We start from the raw sequence: 18,528 nt of genomic DNA on the forward strand, positions 1-18,528 counted from the left end.
GAAACCATCCGCAAAGTATCTGACGATATTGAACGCCGTCAAACATTCAATACGGCTATTGCTGCCGTTATGGAGCTGCTCAACAGCATCACTAAATTTGTCGATGCCAGTGATCAGGGACGCGCGGTTATGCGTGAAGCACTGCAGACAGCGATCCAGCTGCTATCTCCAATTGTTCCACACATTACTCACCAGCTGTGGACAGAACTTGGATATACCACTGATCTGTTAAATTCACCCTGGCCAAGCTTTGATGAGTCTGCACTGGTGCGCTCATCCATCGAAATGGTTATTCAGGTGAACGGCAAAGTGCGGGCAAAAATTGATGTTGCTGCCGATGCCGATCAGGACACCATTTTGCACACCGCTCTGGGTATGGAAAATGTACAGAAATTCATGGACGGTAAAGCGATCCGTAAAAAGATTATTGTTCCCGGCAAGCTGGTCAACATTGTTGTCGGTTGATTCCTGCAAACTGACGATTGCAAGCTGATGGTTATAGGTTACAAAGGAGCTATTAAGCAGATGACCCACTACCGCTTTTTGAACAGATTAATCTGTTTCACTCTGGCCGCTATTCTGCTGTCCGGCTGCGGCTTTAAATTGCGCGGCTCCACGGATATTCCAGAATCGTCCAGACTAGTGACGCTGATATTAAAAAGCGATACCTCTGTGTCTTTTGAGCAAGCTCTCAAACGTAGCATTTCCCAACAAGGCATTAACATCCGGGAGAATGCCCCTTATCAGCTTACAATTAAACAAGTTGAGGAAAACCGCCGATCCATCACACTCGATAGCAAAGCCAATGTAGATGAGTATGAAATCCTGTTGCTGGTTAATTTTGAAATACTCAACAGCGACGGAGAATCAATATCCGGACCTCTGGTAGCGCGTACTGAACGTATCTATGATTACGATGCTGATGCGGCAACAGCCAGTTACTCACTGGAGAAAGAGATTCGTGAGGAGATGTGGCAATCTATTTCCGAGCGTATTGTTCGCCAATACATAGCACAAACACGCTAGTGCAGGCTGACTATTGATGACACTATTTATATGAAGCTATCTGCTGAGCAGCTCACCGGTCATTTGCAACAAGCACATGCGCCTGTCTATCTGGTCTCAGGTGATGAGCCTCTATTAAACGCAGAGTGCTGCGACCAGCTACGTAGCGCTTTTCGCGACAAAGGCTTCAGCGAACGTGAGGTACTGCATGTAGAGGGGCATTTCAAATGGGAATACCTGCTTGAGTGCGCTAATGCCTTATCGCTATTTGCTGAGCAGAAGTTAATTGAAATAAGAGTCGGCAGCCATAAAATCAATAAAGCGGCAGGCGATATTATCCAGGAATATATCGCGCATGCCCCCCCTGAAAACATCCTGCTGATCATTGCCGAAAAGCTAGAGGGGGCTGCTAAAAAGTCTGCCTGGCACAAAGCTATCGAACAGAAAGGTGTTTGTGTAGAGATCTGGCCCGTTGAGATACACCAACTCCCCGGGTGGATCAGACACAGAGCTATGAGTAAAAATATGCAGCTGGATGACAGCGCCATACAACTGCTATGCGACCGGGTTGAAGGCAATTTACTGGCAGCCAAACAAGAATTAGACAAACTGCATCTATTACATCCGACCGGCACGTTAACGGCAGAGCAGATCGTCAATGCCGTCTCTGATAGCTCCCGATACGATGTCTACGCTTTAATGGATACCATTGCACTGGGACAAGGTGAGCGCTGTATTAAAATACTCAACGTTTTACGCCAGGAAGGCATAGAACCCCCCATTGTATTGTGGGCACTGACTCGCGAGATTCGCACCTTATATGCTATTCGCCAGGGTATAGAACGAGGCCTGGCTTACGAAACCATCTGCCAGAAAGAACGCATCTGGGGGAAACGCAAACAAACCCTGAAACGCTGTGCCGAACGATTGAGTATATCAACATTAGAAGACCTGCTTAAAACCAGCCAACATCTTGATAAAGTTATTAAAGGAATGGGCACTGGCTCACCCTGGCTAATGCTTTCGGATATTGCCATCACTCTTTCAGGCAAACGCCTTCAACTCTCTTCGTTCTGCTAAGCTAACGCTTCAGATAATAGCAGCGCACTATTCAGCCAGCGTATGCACGACATTAGTCGCCAGCTTTATATTGTCATGCAAAGGACAGCGCTCACACACCTCATCCAGAAAAGCCTGCTTTTCCTGAGCCGTCATATCAGCATCAATTTCTGCGGTTACTCTGATAACCTGAAAACCAGATCTGTTGTCTGTGGGCTTGCCTAACAGGCCTGCGGGATCATAATCACCTTCCGCAACAACAGCAAAGCGACGCAGCTCAATTTTCCTCTGCTTGGCGGCGACGCGACCAATCGTCGCCACACAACCCGCCAACGAAAACAGAAAATACTCTAAAGGTGTTGGACCTTCATCGCTTCCCCCTCCCGCCGCAGGCTGATCAATAACAACTTTATGACCACGAATAGTTGATTCAACCCGGAATGAATCTTCCAGTAAGGTTTCGACACGTACTGTTTTAGTGACAGACATAACAACTCCATATAAGAATATTCTAATATTATATCAGCAAATAACATGACAGAAACTCATCCGGACAGCTTTATTAAGAAGAAAAAACAGATCAGGCCGGACGAAAAGAAAAGCGACGAAAGGAACAGGGAAGAAAAAAGAGGAGGAAGGAAAACAGGTACGGCCATGACAGCAGTACCTGTTATTTCAAACAAAAATACACGCAGATTAACCGACCGTTTCGCCTTTAGCCTGAAGATCAGCATGATAAGAAGATCTTACCAGCGGGCCACTGGCTACATGGCTGAAGCCTAGTTCTTTTGCAATCCGGGCAAACTCATCAAATTCGTCCGGAGTAACGAATCGATCGACCGGCAAGTGGCTGCGGCTTGGTTGCAGATATTGACCAATCGTGAGCATGTTCACATTATGAGCACGCAGATCCTTCAATACCTCAATGATCTCATCGTTGGTTTCACCGACACCGACCATCAGACCTGATTTAGTACGAATATCAGGACATTTTTCTTTAAAGCCTTTGAGCAGATCCAGCGACCACTGATAGTCAGCACCCGGACGCACCTTACGGTAAAGTCTCGGTACCGTTTCTAGGTTATGGTTAAACACGTCAGGCGGTGTCGCACTGAGAATTTCCAGAGCAACGTCCATACGCCCTCTGAAGTCCGGCACTAACGTTTCAATCTGAATGGTCGCAGAACGCTGGCGCGTTTCAGAAATACAGTTGGCAATATGCTGTGCACCGCCATCGCGCAGATCATCGCGGTCTACGGATGTAATGACAACATAACGCAAGCCCATATCGGTAATGGCTTCGGCTAACTCTCTGGGCTCATTTTCAACCAGTGCATTAGGGCGACCATGTGCTACATCACAGAAAGGGCAACGACGTGTGCAGATATCACCCATCACCATAAAAGTGGCTGTTCCGTTGGTGAAGCACTCACCTATATTCGGGCAACTGGCCTCTTCGCAAACAGAAGCCAAGTTATGCTGACGCAGCTTATCTTTAATTCTTTTTACTTCTTTATTTGACCCCATTCGAACACGCAGCCACGCAGGCTTACGAGGCATTTCATCCTTTTCTGTCGGGATGACTTTGATGGGAATGCGTGCCATTTTTTCAGCACCACGTAATTTAACACCCTGTTCCACCTTCACTACTGAAGAGGCTTTATCGGAACTGTTCGCCATATTATTGTGAGTCCAAGGAAGTTTGATGATTAACGGAATTATAACCTATTTCTTTAGTCAAGTAATTCACAAGAAATGCTGTCGCTTGCTGAGGATCGGCATCGGCAACCAATGTACACAACTGCGTCATCGCCATACCGGCATAACCACACGGGTTAATTCTTAAGAATGGTTCAAGATCCATATCAAGATTCAGCGCTAAACCATGAAAAGTACAACCACGACGTACTCTCAAGCCAAGCGAGGCTATCTTAGCATCACCTACGTAAACACCCGGCGCATCAGGTTTTGCATAAGCATCAACACCATAATGCTGCAATGTAGCAATAACAGCCTTTTCCATTAACGTCACTACATCACGAACACCGAGCTTATTTCTGCGCAGATCCAGCAACAGATAGATAACCAGTTGCCCGGGGCCATGGTAAGTAACCTGACCACCCCGATCGACTTGCACAACCGGTATATCGCCGGTTAAAAGCAGATGTTCTTCTTTTCCGGCCTGCCCTTGTGTAAAAACAGGTTCGTGCTGAAGTACCCATATTTCATCCGCTGTTTCCGCGTTGCGCTGATCCGTAAATGCCTGCATTTTATGCCATATCGGCTGATATGGCTGAATACCAAGATTGCGGATAATAAGTGTATTATCAATAGCCATCAGATAACAATATGCACCCGATCAGAAGCGATCAGTTCTTCATGCAAGCTCTTAAGCTGATCTTCTCCGGTAGCCGTTATAAACATCCGAACAGATCTGTAGGTCCCTTTGCTGCTATCGCGAATCGTAATTCGGCTCACATCCAAATCTGGCACATGTACTCTCATTACTTCGACAACAAATTCCTCAAAGTCATCCGACTTTTTACCCACGACTTTAATCGGGTAATCAGGACAGGGAAATTCAATTTTGGGTGGTTGTACTTCTGTTACAGGTTCTGCTTTAAGTGTTTTTTCTTGACTCATAATTACTCCCTCGTCATCAACTGATGCTGATAACGAGTAAAAATTTCAAACATTCGCTGCCAGACAGGCCCTTTTAGCCCACCGCCGACAACATAATCATCCACCTGAAGCACGGGTACAATGGCTCTGGTCGAACTGGATATCCACACCTCATCGGCATTTATCAAACGCTGATAATCAATATCAGTTTCCTGACGCGGAATCCCATTCTGATCCGCCAGCTCAAGAATCAGAGCACGCGTTGTGCCACTGAGAATTTCAGTACCTATAGGTGGTGTATAAATCACACCGCGCTCAACAATGAAAAAATTACAGCTGGCGCCTTCCGTTAGTGCGCCATCACGCAGTAATAGCGCTTCCTGCGCCCCCGCTTCTTTGGCTTGTTGTAGCACCAGAATATTAGGTAATAAACAAGTCGATTTAATATCACAACGATGCCACCGCAGGTCTGCAGTGACGATAACCTTAATACCTTCAACCCGCTCAATACCTTCCTGGTAGATATCACGAATGGGCTGACAACACGCAAAGATAGTCGGCACCATCTTGGGGTCAATAGCATGCACACGCTTGTCTGCACTACCGCGTGTAACCTGTAAGTATACCGATAGATTACCGTTTCCATTTAACATCACTAAGCGACTCAGCATAGATGCCCAATCAAAATCCAATTCGATACGCAAGGCTCGAAGACTATGCTCTAATCTCTGCAAATGTTCATCTAAACGAAAGCCTACCCCCTGATAAAAAGGAATAACCTCATAGACGCTGTCGCTAAACAAAAAGCCACGGTCAAATACTGAGATCCTGGCGTCTTCAGCCGGGATGTAGTGCCCGTTTAAATAGACTGTTTCCATTATCACCAAAACGCAAAAGCTCACATTTTCAAATGTGAGCTCATGCTAAATTAATTAAAAAGAATCTGATCAGCTAATCAAGCTCATAAAAAATAACATAATGGCATGCCATATCTTTTTAAGTATGCCACCTTCAGAGACATTTTCCATTGCGACCAAAGGAACCCTGACCACATCTTCTCCGTTTAACGTAACGCGCACAGCGCCATATTCCTGCCCTTTAATGACGGGCGCCTTAATGACCTTATCCACATCCATGGTAGCCTCTAATTGATCAGCCTGGCCACGAGGTATGGTGACGGCTAATGCTTCGTTCAACCCAAGATGCACCTGATCTTCAAGTCCACCCCATACTTTAGCGGTATTCAGAAGCTCGTCTGCGCCATAGAGTTTGTGTGTGCGGAAGTAACGAAAAGCGTATGCCAATATTTTCTGACTTTCCTGTGCTCTGGATTCTTCGCTATTCGTGCCCATAACGACCGAAATAAGACGCATACCATCACGCTTTGCCGAAGCCACCAAACAATAGCCAGCTTCTTCTGTGTGTCCGGTTTTTATGCCATCGACTGTGTGATCACGCCATAACAACTTATTACGATTAGGTTGGCGTATCTGATTATACGTATAATATTTTTCAGAATAGATGCCGTAGTGCTCAGGAAACTTCTGGATAATCGCTTTGGCAAGAATCGCCAAATCATTTGCTGTCGAGAAGTGCCCCTCTGCCGGTAAACCTGTCGCATTTGCAAAATGCGTATTTTCCATACCCAGTAACTTGGAATGCTGGTTCATCAGATCAGCAAATGCTGATTCACTGCCGGCAATATGCTCAGCAACAGCAACAGATGCATCATTTCCCGACTGGATGATAATACCTTTCAACAGGTCATCCAGTTTTACCTGAGTACCTTCTTTGATAAACATTCTCGAGCCTGGCGTTCTCCAGGCTTTTTCGCTGACCAGTACCAGATCGTCCTTACCAATATTCCCCTTATCAAGCTCATACTCAACAATATAACTGGTCATCATTTTCGTCAGGCTTGCCGGTGCAAAACGCTCATCCGCTTTATCAGAAAGCACCACTTTACCGGTATCAGCATCCATCACCAGATAGGAAGTCGCTGAAACCTGAGGGGCAGAAGGCATCAGAGTAGTGGCTGCTTGCAAGTGTCCCGTCGCAAGAAAAAGGCATAGAAAAGTAAAAAAGGCTGTCTTCAGTCTTTGCACAGTAGATCCCTGAATAGGTAGGCTGGTTTGTTTCGAGAATAGACGCCAATCGACAGATTTAGTTCTACTCAATTCATTTTTAAAAGCGTATTAACATTTAATTATGGCAAGTTTACCAGATGTGCACCAAGAAACCCCCTTTGGGTGAGCTTTTCAATCATATTATCTACTTCATACTGATCCGTTACAGGCCCCAGTAAAACCCGGTAGAGTCTGCCGCTTGCTCGCTCAATATTATTCACGTGGGCTACGTGCATAAAATCGCCTCCCAACTGACTCGCCACATGTCGTGCTGACGCTTCAGCCGAGTATGCCCCAACCTGAAGATAACGACCGGCGGCCAGCGTATTCGATGCCACTGAAGGCGCCACTACTGCTTGCGTTGCTGAAGGCACCAGTAATGCTTGCGTTGCTGAAGGCGTGATATTTTTTTGCGGCGCTGTCGCCGTTACCATTTTAGAGGCATTCCAGGTGATGGGGTTGATCGCCTCCACTTCAACCTGAGCAGTTCCGTGGCGTAACACATCCAGTTTTGAAGCGGCCGCATAAGAGAGATCGATGATCCTTCCCCGATGGAATGGCCCACGGTCATTAACCCGCACAATCACCTGCCGGCCATTGGCCAGATTCGTCACCTTGGCGTAAGTTGGTATAGGCAATGACTTATGTGCAGCGGTCATCTTGTACATATCGTAAGTTTCACCGTTTGATGTCAGATGCCCATGAAACTTCTTACCGTACCAGGAAGCTCCGCCACGCTCACGATAGCCATCCGATTCATCAAGTACTGAATACTGCTTACCAAAAACACTGTAAGTGCTTTTGTTTCCACCGCGGCTGCGCGGTTCAACTTTTGGCACTGCATCGGGAACATTAGAGACATCAACCGGCGCAGAAGGCCCGTGATCATGTTCAATACTGTAACGGCTCGTGCTTTTTTTGCTGGCACAACCACTCAGCAGCAAAGCAAATATTGAAAAAGATAAAATGATAAGTTTCATACTCAATTACCCTTTCACGCCAAGTCGTTTTTCCGCAGCATGAATCGCTACTTTTTCAGCCAATATGGCCTGGCTTAGCTCATATACTGCCATTGCATATAAGCGACTTCGATTATATCGGGTAATCACATAATAGTTGTTTAAGCCTAACCAAAAACTTTCAACCTCTTTATCCTTCATGCGCAATAAAACAGCCGCTTCTTCTTGCGGATAACTCTGATCAATTTTAACCCCGAATGCGGCCCACTCAGACATTAAGCGCTTCGGCCTCTCCCCTGTATTGAGATCAGCTTCAGGAACCGTCTCTTTTAACGTTACTTGAATGACAGTTTCACCCTGTGGCTGCCAACCATGCTCTACAAAGTAATTAGCGACACTGCCAATGGCATCGACAGGATTACTCCATAAATCCCGCTTACCATCACGATCAAAGTCCACCGCATAGGCCAGGAAGCTCGAAGGCATAAACTGCCCATATCCCATTGCTCCGGCATACGAGCTTTTCAAATCAACGACATCTCTGTTTTCATCTCGAGCGAGTATCAACAGATCTTTCAGTTGCCCCTGAAAAAACTCAGCTCGACGGGGATAATCAAATCCCAGCGTGGCCAGCGCATCGAGCGCTCTGTAACTACCGACATTACGCCCATAATGAGTTTCAATACCGATAATAGAGACGATCATTTCTGCCGGCACACCGTACACTTGTTCAGCCCGCTGAAGTGTTTCCGCATGCTCGTTCCAAAAAGCGACACCACGGGTTATGCGCTTAGGTTGCACGAACAGTTTTCGATACCCACCCCAATCCAGTCGCTTTTCGGCAGGCCGGTTCATTGCATCCAATATCGAATCTTTCTTTTCAGCATGGCCTAAAATGGAGCGCAAATAGTCAGCACTGAACGCTTCTGCCTGCATTTTCTCAAGCCATTTCTCAGCCTCCGGATGCTGACTATATCCGCTGGTTTCGTTACCCTGGACAAAACAGGAAAACATCAACGCCAGTAATCCGAACTTTCTTTTTCCGCTCAATTTCATCTGCGTAATCACCTCATCACCATCTGTTTATGGCTGTAGACAGACATCAAAATACCAAAACCAGCCATTAGAGTAACGATAGACGTACCCCCATAACTAATCATAGGCAATGGCACTCCCACTACCGGTAATAATCCACTTACCATACCAATATTAACGACCACATATACGAAAAATGTTAACACGATACTACCGGCAACCAAGCGACCAAAACTATCTGAAACCCGCGTCGCCATCCATAAACCACGACCAACAATAAGAATGTAAATAAAGAGTAGCGCTGCGACGCCTATAAAGCCTAACTCTTCAGCAATGACGGCAATAATGAAATCGGTATGTGATTCAGGCAAAAAATCCAACTGCGATTGAGTTCCACCCAGCCAACCTTTACCCCAGACTCCCCCTGATCCTATGGCCGTTTTTGATTGAATGATATTCCACCCGGACCCAAGCGGATCACTTTCAGGGTCCATAAATGTTAGCACCCGTTGTCGCTGGTAATCCTTCATCACCATCCATAAACCAGGCAATGCTGCCGCGGCTATACCTAATGCACCCAGAATATAACGCCAACGAATACCAGAAAAAAGCAGGACAAACACACCGGAAGCAGCAATCAACAGAGAGGTCCCTAAATCCGGCTGCCTCATAATCAAAACCGTCGGCATGCCTATAAGAACAAGGCTGATCAGCGAGTGCTTAAAACTCGGAGGCAGCGACCTTTTTGCCAGATAGCACGCCACCATAAGCGGCAATATCAGCTTCATAACCTCGGAAGGCTGAAATCGAAACCCCGGCAAAGCGATCCAGCGTTGCGCCCCTTTTGCCCCCACACCAAAAAACATAACCATCAAGAGAAGTACGACGCCTGCCGCATACACCCAGGGCGCCCACCGGATCAGAATACGCGGGCTAAACTGCGCAAGTAGAATCAGCACAGCAAAACCGGCACCAATACGAATCGCCTGCCTGATAACGTAATCGACATCTTGACCTGAGGCGCTATACAGTACGAACAATCCAAAACAGCACAATACAAACAGGAAAAACAGCATCCAGGCATCCAGATGTGTATAACTCCACCATCCTTTTTTACGGCGCAGATGATGCCCGGCTTCTGGCATGGTCCGTTCAAAGTCACGACTATTCATGCGCAATGCCTGCCATATCAGCCTCTTCAACTGATGGATCAATACCTAACAAATATGCATCCATCACTTTACGCGCCAGTGGTGCTGCCGTACTCGAACCTCCGCCACCATTTTCAACAATAACAGCCAAGGCGATTTTAGGCTTATCCGCAGGTGCAAACGCCAGAAACAGTGCATGATCATGGAAACGTTTATCTAACTTATCTCTGTCATAACGTTCGTCTTGCTTGATACCAACGACTTGCGCCGTGCCGGTTTTCCCAGCAATTTGATAAGGCGCATCCAATCCTATTTTACGTGCAGTTCCGCGTGGGCCATGCACTACCTCAACCATGTTTTCAACAATTATGTCCCAGTACTCCGGGTGTTTAAGCTTTATATCTTCAGGGTAGGAACGCGGATTCGGAAGTTCAGGCATCGCAATCTTTAACGCGCCATTTTCATCCATGTTACGTACACCCTTCAGGAGTCTGGGCTGCACCCATACGCCACGATTAGCCAGCACTGTGGCGGCGGTGGCAAGCTGTAATGGTGTTGTCAGCAAAAAGCCCTGGCCAATACTTAAATTCAATGAGTCACCCGGATACCATGGCAACTTATACTTATTGCGCTTCCACTCCCGGGAAGGCAGAATACCGTTCAGCGCCTCTGGTAAATCCAGACTGGTGACCTGACCAAAACCAAAGCTGCCTAAATAATCCGACATGGGATCAATGCCCATTCGGTAGCCAGCATCATAAAACCAGACATCGCAAGATTGCGCGAAAGCAAGCTTCATATCGACTTTGCCATGCCCCCCACGTTTCCAATCGCGGTATTTTCGTCCACCGTGCGTTAGGGTATAAAAACCAGGATCCCAAACCGTATGTGTCGCCGATACGGTCTCAGAATCCACTGCAGCTAAGCCTATAATCGGTTTAATCGTTGAGGCAGGCGGGTAGCGGCCACGTAACGCTCTGTTAAAAAGTGGCAGGTCTGGTGAATCACGTAACGCCGAATAGTCCGCTGTAGAGATGCCGGTAACGAAAAGGTTAGGATCATAACCGGGCGTCGATACCAACGCTATAATGCCACCTGTCTCAGGATCAATCGCAACAATAGACGCTTTTTCTCCCTCCACCAGCTTTTCAGTAATCTGCTGTAACCTCAGATCAATAAATAGCTGCAGATCCTGGCCAGGTACCGGCTCCGTCCGCTCCAGTATACGCATTACCCGGCCGCGTGCATTGGTCTCAACTTTTTGCATTCCAACTGCGCCGTGCAGTATCGGCTCATAGAATTTCTCAATGCCTAGTTTGCCAATGTAGTTAGTGCCTGCGTACGCTTTAGGATCAGTCTGCTGGAGCTCACTTTCATTAATCCGCCCGACATACCCCATCGCATGTACCAGAGTTTCACCATAAGGATAATAGCGTATCAAATCGGCTTCGACCTGAACGCCAGGCAGACGATGGTAATTGACGGCCAGTTTAGCAATTTCCTCTTCGGTAAGACGAAATCTAACCGGTACTGTTTCATAAGGACGACGGCGCTGACTCAGGCGTTTTTTGAATGATTCGATATCTTTATCGCTGATATCAATAATGTTCTGCAACGCTAAAAGCGTTGAATCGAGCTCTTTGCCGACCTCTTCTTTAAGCAGAGTAACACTGTAACTGGGGCGATTATCCGCCAACAAAACCCCACTTGTGTCATATATAAGGCCGCGCGTAGGTGCAACCGGTTGCAGCTGTACGCGGTTCTGTTCCGACATGGCAGCAAAACGATCATATTGAAGCACTTGCAGATAGTAGAGCCGCCCCAGCAGCACAGCGATCAGCAGCAGCACAATTATAAATGCAAGAAACGCCCGAAAAGAAAAGGTCCGGCCTTCCTGAGAATGGTCTTTTAAACGTTCAAATCGGGACATAGCTACTTATGATACGGGTGACCTTGAATAATTGTCCAGGCGCGGTAAACCTGCTCGGCAAGAATAACGCGCACCAAAGGATGAGGAAGGGTTAAACCCGACAAAGACCATTTCTGATCAGCCAACGCGACACAACGAGGGTCCAGGCCATCAGGGCCACCTACTAACAGGGAAATATTACGACCATCCATCTGCCACTCGCTGACCTTATCAGCCAGTTGCTCTGTCGACCATGAGCGACCTTTCACTTCCAGTGCGATGATGCGATCCCCTTTGGGAATTGCCGCCAGCATTGCATCACCTTCCTGACGAATCGCACGCGCCATATCGGCCCCTTTACCACGGTGCCCCAAAGCTAACTCAATCAATTCCAGCGTCATTTCATGAGGCAGGCGCTTGCTGTATTCGTGGAAACCTGTCGTTACCCAATCAGGCATTTTTCCACCCACAGCCAGCAAACGTATCTTCATCCTTTCAGAACACTCACAATTGCCTCAGCAGTCTCATCGCCCAATGGATCAAATCGCCATAAACGCTCTAAATCGTAATAGCTTCTGGCATCCGGCATCATGATATGGACGACCAATTCACCCAAATCAACCAAAACCCAATCACCATCATTCTGACCTTCTGTGCCAAGGGGTTCGATACCCGCTTGCTTCACTTTGTCAGATACTGCCTGAGCTAATGACACCACGTGCCGCTTTGATGTTCCACTGGCGATCAGCATGAAATCTGTAATACTCGATTTACCACGCACATCAATCACATCGATATCCCGCGCTTTCACATCGTCAAGCGCTTCACGTACTAGTGCAATAAGTTGCTCAGTTTGCATCGACAATTAACTATCCTTTTTTGAAAAATAAAGTTTATGTTGTTGTATAAAATTCCAGACGTCATCCGGTAACAGATACCGGGGTGACCGTCCGTCAGCAATCAGTTCACGGATATAGGTGGCTGAAATACTCAGCGGTGTTAACTCATGAACCAGAATGCCGCCTGCTGACTGTGTCAGGATATCACTTTTTGGCTCAACCTGATGCTTTGCCAACAACTGCTTTAAGACCTGATTCGGTTTAAAATGGTAACCGGGGCGTGCCACAACAATGATATGACAATATTCAAGGTACTCATCAAAGCGAAACCATTGATCAAATGACATAAAAGAATCCATTCCGACTACCATACAGACCGGCTTTGCCGGACCAAGTTCCTTACGTAACATTTCCAATGTATAAATTGTATATGATGGCCGGTCAGACAGAATCTCCCGGGGATCACAACGCAAGGCGCTTTCACCGGCAATGGCTTTCTCTACCATGGCTAAACGGGCTTTAGCGGAAGACCCCGGCGTTTCACGGTGTACTGGCACATTGGCAGGCATCAGATAAACATGCTCGACACACAACCATTGCTGTATTTCCAGTGCCGTTCGAAGGTGCCCGAAATGGATGGGATCAAAAGTCCCACCCATGAACACATGCGCACTGTTTGCGTGCTCGTCTGAAGTGTTATCTAACGAGTTATCTGAGTTACTTGCGTGTATGACCGTCACCCAGCACCACGTATTTCTGAGAAGTTAACCCCTCAAGCCCGACAGGGCCACGCGCATGGATTTTATCGGTCGATATACCTATCTCCGCACCTAATCCATACTCAAAGCCATCGGCAAAGCGTGTAGACGCGTTAACAATGACAGAGCTTGAATCAACTTCACGTAGAAACCGACGCGACAAAGTATAATTTTCTGTCACGATGGCATCCGTATGATGTGATCCATAATGATTAATATGCTTAATAGCTGCGTCAATATCAGCAACAACCTTAATCGACAATACCGGCGCCAAATACTCGGTAGACCAATCCGCTTCTGTCGCTTCTTTTATAGCAGGTACTAGTATACGTGTTTGCGCACACCCACGGAGCTCAACGCCTGCCGCCTTAAAACGCTCAACCAAATCACCCAGCACCTCTTCAGCAATGCCTTCATGAACCAGCAGGGTTTCCATCGTATTGCAGGTACCGTAACGGTGAGTTTTAGCATTCAGCGCTATATTAACCGCCTTAGCTCTATCTGCCTGCAGATCTATAAATACGTGACAAATGCCGTCTAGATGCTTAATTACCGGCACTTTGGCGTCACGACTGATACGCTCTATCAGACCTTTCCCCCCACGAGGCACGATCACATCGACATATTCCGGCATGGTAATTAATTTGCCTACCGCCTCCCGATCCGTAGTTTCGACAACCTGCACAGCCTCAGCAGGCAGGCCAGCCGCCGTTAAACCCGTTCGGATACAGCTAGCCACGGCCTGGTTAGAATGAATCGCTTCTGAGCCACCACGTAAAATAGTCGCATTGCCTGATTTAAGACACAAACTGGCAGCTTCAACCGTCACATTCGGACGTGATTCATAAATAATGCCGATAACACCCAGTGGCACACGCATTTTGCCTACCTGAATACCGGAAGGGCGGTAATTCATATCGGTAATACTGCCAACAGGATCAGGCAATGCCACAACCTGGCGTAAGCCTTCAATCATGCCATCGATGGTTTTATTACCCATCTCCAACCTGTCCAGCATGGCTGCATCCAAGCCATTCTGACGAGCATTTTCCAGATCTTTTCTATTCGCATCTATAAGCTCAGCGCGATTAGCATCAAGCGCTGCAGCCATACCCAGTAACGCTTTATTTTTGATGCCTGTATCTGCACGCGCCACCAATCGGGACGCATCTCTGGCCTTTTGTCCTAACATGTTCATATATAGTTCGACGTTCATCACTTACCCTTCCGCGTTCACGTAACCTATAATTATACAATGCTATTATTGCCGGGTCATGAACTGCTTTATATGAGTGACCATAAAGACCACTAACTGATATCATCAATCCACATTTGATGTGGCAACAACCCTAATACGGACACATACCAGCAAAATGCTATTCATCCTGAAAAAACCGCACTACCGATTAATATTTGCCACTGCACTGGTAATGCTATCAGGCTGGATTATCAGCGCATCCTACCTTTATCTGGTGACTGACAGTATCGCCAAAAACGAAGCACAGATCACTGCACGGCACACTGCCCGCCAAGCCGCGATTACCATCCAACCTTACCTGCTGGCTGAAGACATCATTAGCCTGAACTTTTACCTGAACAACCTCACAGAAGCCCGCTTAGTTAATGGCGTCGCCATCTACAACAAACAATCCAAACTCATTGCCAGGGCAGGGGAAAACCACGGAACGGAGCAACAAGTCATCCTTGGCAATCAACAAACACCTACCGGAACATTAAAGCTCTACAGCAACCATGAAGCACAGAAAAACATGCTGTCCGGCCTGTTATGGCAAGTATCCATTCTCTCTTTAATCACATTATTGGCAACATTAGTGACATTATGGTTAGCGCTAAAACCTTTAAAAATCAGCTCAGATGAGCCCGAAGACACTGAAAAGCAAAGCGATGCTCTTACAGCAGAAAACGCAACACAAGCCGTAACAGAAGCACACGACGAAGAGGAGTCGATTCAAGACAAGGCCTCTGACTCATTTACTCAAACCTTAGCAGCAACGCTAGAAGACACGCCAGACAAGATCCCACCGTTACTTGAGGTAGATAGCAGCAACAATCCCGGTGCCACCGTCTCGGATAAAGCGTTAGACAAGAACAACTCAGATACCCTAAAAACTCATCAATATGATGATTCATCATCAGACGAAACGCTCAACGATGACGAATTGGTGAATTTACTAAGGCCCGATACGACTCAGCGTATGCCGCACTTTACTCCCTCCCCTATGCAGCCCGATGATGATGACGGGCAACCCCGACAACAACAGCGTGAAGCAACCTATGAACTGGAAGAGCATCAACAAAGCACGCCTCAGGCGGCCCCCGCTTCTGCAAAACCTAACCCCTTGCGCGCTCATGAGCGAACTGAAGAGCAGCTTGATCTTTACAGCCTGGATCACCAGTTAGAACTATCACTGCAACCGCAGGATGCCGCATACCTGTTTTATATCGATGCCACAACAGGCCATGCGGATTATGTGGAACCAGAAGAACATAATTATTTACTGAAAACATACGAAAAACTGATCAAAAAAGTAGCCGCTATCTATGGCGGTGCCGTTTCTATTGATGCCAGTGGGGATATGCAACTTTTCTTTGATGATCAGGATGAAGAAGATGGTCATGGTGTACATGCGCTATGCGCTGCAAAACTCTTCACCCTGCTGTACAGAGCATTCAATCAGGCACGCATTAAATCGTTTAAACCCGTCCTCAATCTCCACATGGCTATCGTTCGTGGCAACCGGGAAAAGTTTAATTTAATTAAAGAAGAGGCGTTATTCCTGACACGTACCACTCAGAGCAATGAGTTGATAAGCCACACAGCGTTAACCGAAGCACGTCAACTCAAAGCAACGCTGCTATCCAGCGCTGATGTACGCCGCGAAGATGAAGATAAAGTATTAATTCTTTCGTTAACGGCTTCCTATCAGGCTTTGCTTAACAAACAAGCAACTCATCTGCTCAGCAAGCCTGTTACAGAAACAACAGCAGATCATTGATCTGCTGTTTCACTCTTAGCACCCATCACTTCGAGCTTATCGACACGCTGATAACCACGCGGCAACTTATTACCACGGCGACCCCGCTCACCCCGATAATGCTCCAGATCAGAGGGCTTCAGCTTGAGGTGCTGCCGACCCGCATGCACCTGCAAAGTGGCATCAGGCATAAAGATGGCCACATCACAAACGACCTCTTCCCGTGTTGCCGCCCGTACAGACGGGATGTTTATAATTTTATTACCTTTTCCTCGTGCCAGCTCTGGCAACTCAGATACAGGAAATACCAATAAACGCCCCTCACTCGTGATAGCCGCTAATAATGCCTGCGCCATATCGTCAACCTTCACTGGGCCAAGCACCTGCGCATTTTTCGGCAATGTCAGTGCCGCTTTACCATTCTTGGTTTTACTCGACAGATCAGCAATAGAGGTAATAAATCCATATCCGGCATCCGATGCCAATAATATTTTATCATCATCTTTACCGGAGATAGCTGCTTCTATGACAGCCCCTTTCTGTAAGGTTATACGTCCGGTAATCGGCTCCCCCTGTCCCCTGGCAGAAGGCAAGGTATGCGCTTCCAGCGTATAACTGCGTCCGGTTGAATCAAGCAGGATAAGCGGTTGATTCATGCGGCCGGCACACGCCAGTTTAAATCCATCGCCAGACTTATAGCTCAAACCAGCGCCGTCTATATCATGCCCTTTTGCGGCACGTATCCAGCCCTGCTTGGAAATAACAGCCGTTACAGGGTCCGACGAAAGCAGATCTTTTTCACTAAACGCCAGCGCCTCCTGGCGCGACACAAGAGGCGAACGCCGCGCATCGCCATAGGTCTCCATATCTTGCGTGAGCTCTTTTTTAATCAATGTACGCATACGCTGATCTGAACCTAATATCAGCTCAAGTTTTTTACGCTCAGCTTCCAGCTCATCCTGCTCTGACTTGATCTTAAACTCTTCAAGCTTAGCCAAGTGGCGCAGCTTCAGATCGAGAATCGCGTCGGCCTGAATATCACTCAGGTTAAAGCGCCTCATCAACTCCTGTTTAGGTTCATCTTCATAACGAATGATCGCAATTACTTCATCAATGTTCAGATAAGCAACCATCAAACCTTCGAGGATATGCAGCCGATCCAACACTTTCGACAGGCGATGCTCAAGACGACGACGTACAACACCCGTGCGCCAGCTCAGCCATTCGGTCAAAATCATACGCAGATTTTTTACCTGCGGACGCCCATCCACACCGATCATGTTCATATTGACACGATAGGTTCTCTCAAGGTCTGTTGACGCAAACAGATGCGCCATCAACTGCTCAACATCAATCCGGTTGGAGCGCGGAATAATCACCAGACGTGTCGGACTTTCATGGTCAGACTCATCACGAAGATCCGCCACCATCGGCAGCTTTTTCTGCTGCATCTGTTGTGCGATCTGCTCCAGAATTTTGTCACCCGACACCTGGTACGGCAGCGCAGTGACAATAATATCGCCCTGCTCTTGCGTGTAAACTGCACGCATCCGCACCGACCCCTTACCCGTCTCATAAAGCTTCAGCAGGTCGCTGGGCGAAGAGATAATCTCGGCATCCGTTGGCATATCCGGCGCAGGAATAAATGTACACAACTCAGCAACATCCGCTTTGGGATTATCCAGCAGATGAATACACGCAGAGGTCACTTCCCGCAGGTTATGCGGCGGAATATCAGTGGCCATACCCACCGCAATACCGCTGCCGCCATTCAGCAGGATATTGGGTAAACGCGCTGGCAGTACTGCCGGCTCGAGCAGGGTTCCATCAAAATTGGGTAGCCAATCGACCGTACCCTGACTCACTTCCTGCAATAAGACTTCGGCATACTTAGTCAGCTTTGCTTCGGTATAACGCATCGCAGCAAATGATTTAGGATCATCTTGTGACCCCCAGTTCCCCTGACCATCAACCAGTGGATAGCGATAACTAAATGGCTGCGCCATCAGCACCATCGCTTCATAACAGGCACTATCACCATGCGGATGATATTTACCCAACACATCACC

19 protein-coding genes are annotated in these 18,528 nt (G+C 47.4%); 4 read left to right on the plus strand and 15 right to left on the minus strand.

Annotation, left to right across the window (positions count from 1 at the left end; genetic code table 11):
- The 3 genes from ABY436_RS13240 to holA all read left to right on the plus strand — a co-directional run.
- Nucleotides 1-465 (plus strand): class I tRNA ligase family protein (locus tag ABY436_RS13240; protein WP_372739436.1); only part of this gene is annotated, 465 nt, incomplete at its 5' end.
- 60 nt (nt 466-525) lie between these two features.
- The gene (gene lptE, locus ABY436_RS13245) at nt 526-1,026 is read left to right on the plus strand and encodes an LPS assembly lipoprotein LptE (RefSeq protein ID WP_372739437.1); all 501 of its coding nucleotides are present in this window, start codon (nt 526-528) and stop codon (nt 1,024-1,026) included.
- A 30-nt stretch (nt 1,027-1,056) separates the two neighbouring features.
- The gene (gene holA, locus ABY436_RS13250; RefSeq protein WP_372739438.1) at nt 1,057-2,085 is read left to right on the plus strand and encodes a DNA polymerase III subunit delta; all 1,029 of its coding nucleotides are present in this window, start codon (nt 1,057-1,059) and stop codon (nt 2,083-2,085) included.
- Between the two features lie 27 nt (nt 2,086-2,112).
- On the opposite strand, the gene ABY436_RS13255 is transcribed toward holA, so the two are convergent.
- The 14 genes from ABY436_RS13255 to ABY436_RS13320 all read right to left on the minus strand — a co-directional run bounded on the left by ABY436_RS13255 (nt 2,113) and on the right by ABY436_RS13320 (nt 14,679).
- The gene (locus ABY436_RS13255; RefSeq protein ID WP_372739439.1) at nt 2,113-2,553 is read right to left on the minus strand and encodes an OsmC family protein; all 441 of its coding nucleotides are present in this window, start codon (nt 2,551-2,553) and stop codon (nt 2,113-2,115) included.
- A 207-nt stretch (nt 2,554-2,760) separates the two neighbouring features.
- Nucleotides 2,761-3,744, minus strand: coding sequence for a lipoyl synthase (lipA, locus tag ABY436_RS13260; protein WP_372739440.1), 984 nt, complete (start codon nt 3,742-3,744; stop codon nt 2,761-2,763).
- A gap of 1 nt (nt 3,745) precedes the next feature.
- Entirely contained in the window at nt 3,746-4,402 is a 657-nt protein-coding gene (gene lipB, locus ABY436_RS13265; protein WP_372739441.1) for a lipoyl(octanoyl) transferase LipB, read from the minus strand.
- A complete protein-coding gene (locus tag ABY436_RS13270) occupies nt 4,402-4,707 on the minus strand; it encodes a YbeD family protein (protein ID WP_372739442.1) in 306 nt (101 codons plus the stop codon). The genes lipB and ABY436_RS13270 overlap by 1 nt, the downstream gene beginning before the upstream one ends.
- A gap of 2 nt (nt 4,708-4,709) precedes the next feature.
- Nucleotides 4,710-5,564, minus strand: coding sequence for an aminotransferase class IV (locus ABY436_RS13275; protein ID WP_372739443.1), 855 nt, complete (start codon nt 5,562-5,564; stop codon nt 4,710-4,712).
- A gap of 69 nt (nt 5,565-5,633) precedes the next feature.
- On the minus strand, nt 5,634-6,791 hold the full coding sequence (locus ABY436_RS13280; RefSeq protein WP_372739444.1) for a D-alanyl-D-alanine carboxypeptidase family protein: 1,158 nt from the start codon (nt 6,789-6,791) through the stop codon (nt 5,634-5,636).
- 101 nt (nt 6,792-6,892) lie between these two features.
- Nucleotides 6,893-7,792 carry a septal ring lytic transglycosylase RlpA family protein gene (locus tag ABY436_RS13285; protein ID WP_372739445.1) on the minus strand — a complete coding sequence of 300 codons (900 nt, stop codon included), beginning with the start codon at nt 7,790-7,792 and terminating at the stop codon, nt 6,893-6,895.
- A 6-nt stretch (nt 7,793-7,798) separates the two neighbouring features.
- Nucleotides 7,799-8,827 (minus strand): lytic murein transglycosylase B, encoded by a 1,029-nt coding sequence (mltB, locus tag ABY436_RS13290; protein ID WP_372739446.1) that lies wholly within the window; start codon nt 8,825-8,827, stop codon nt 7,799-7,801.
- An 8-nt stretch (nt 8,828-8,835) separates the two neighbouring features.
- On the minus strand, nt 8,836-9,978 hold the full coding sequence (gene rodA / locus ABY436_RS13295; protein WP_372739447.1) for a rod shape-determining protein RodA: 1,143 nt from the start codon (nt 9,976-9,978) through the stop codon (nt 8,836-8,838).
- Nucleotides 9,971-11,887: a penicillin-binding protein 2 gene (gene mrdA / locus ABY436_RS13300; protein ID WP_372739448.1), complete on the minus strand. Its 1,917-nt coding sequence runs from the start codon at nt 11,885-11,887 to the stop codon at nt 9,971-9,973. The genes rodA and mrdA overlap by 8 nt, the downstream gene beginning before the upstream one ends.
- 2 nt (nt 11,888-11,889) lie before the next feature.
- Entirely contained in the window at nt 11,890-12,357 is a 468-nt protein-coding gene (rlmH, locus tag ABY436_RS13305) for a 23S rRNA (pseudouridine(1915)-N(3))-methyltransferase RlmH (RefSeq protein WP_372739449.1), read from the minus strand.
- Nucleotides 12,354-12,725: a ribosome silencing factor gene (rsfS, locus tag ABY436_RS13310; protein ID WP_372739454.1), complete on the minus strand. Its 372-nt coding sequence runs from the start codon at nt 12,723-12,725 to the stop codon at nt 12,354-12,356. Before rsfS ends, rlmH begins: the two co-directional genes overlap by 4 nt.
- Nucleotides 12,726-12,731: 6 nt before the next feature.
- A complete protein-coding gene (nadD, locus tag ABY436_RS13315) occupies nt 12,732-13,445 on the minus strand; it encodes a nicotinate-nucleotide adenylyltransferase (protein WP_372739450.1) in 714 nt (237 codons plus the stop codon).
- A complete protein-coding gene (locus tag ABY436_RS13320; protein WP_372739451.1) occupies nt 13,423-14,679 on the minus strand; it encodes a glutamate-5-semialdehyde dehydrogenase in 1,257 nt (418 codons plus the stop codon). The genes nadD and ABY436_RS13320 overlap by 23 nt, the downstream gene beginning before the upstream one ends.
- A gap of 157 nt (nt 14,680-14,836) precedes the next feature.
- On the opposite strand from ABY436_RS13320, the gene ABY436_RS13325 reads away from it, so the two are divergent.
- Entirely contained in the window at nt 14,837-16,480 is a 1,644-nt protein-coding gene (locus ABY436_RS13325) for a hypothetical protein (RefSeq protein WP_372739452.1), read from the plus strand.
- On the opposite strand, the gene parC is transcribed toward ABY436_RS13325, so the two are convergent.
- On the minus strand, nt 16,474-18,528 hold a 2,055-nt coding region (gene parC / locus ABY436_RS13330), incomplete at its 5' end, for a DNA topoisomerase IV subunit A (protein ID WP_372739453.1). The two genes, ABY436_RS13325 and parC, sit on opposite strands and share 7 nt — an antisense overlap.

The sequence above is a fragment of the Neptunomonas sp. genome, from assembly GCF_041601355.1.
Taxonomy (GTDB): domain Bacteria; phylum Pseudomonadota; class Gammaproteobacteria; order Pseudomonadales; family Balneatricaceae; genus Neptunomonas.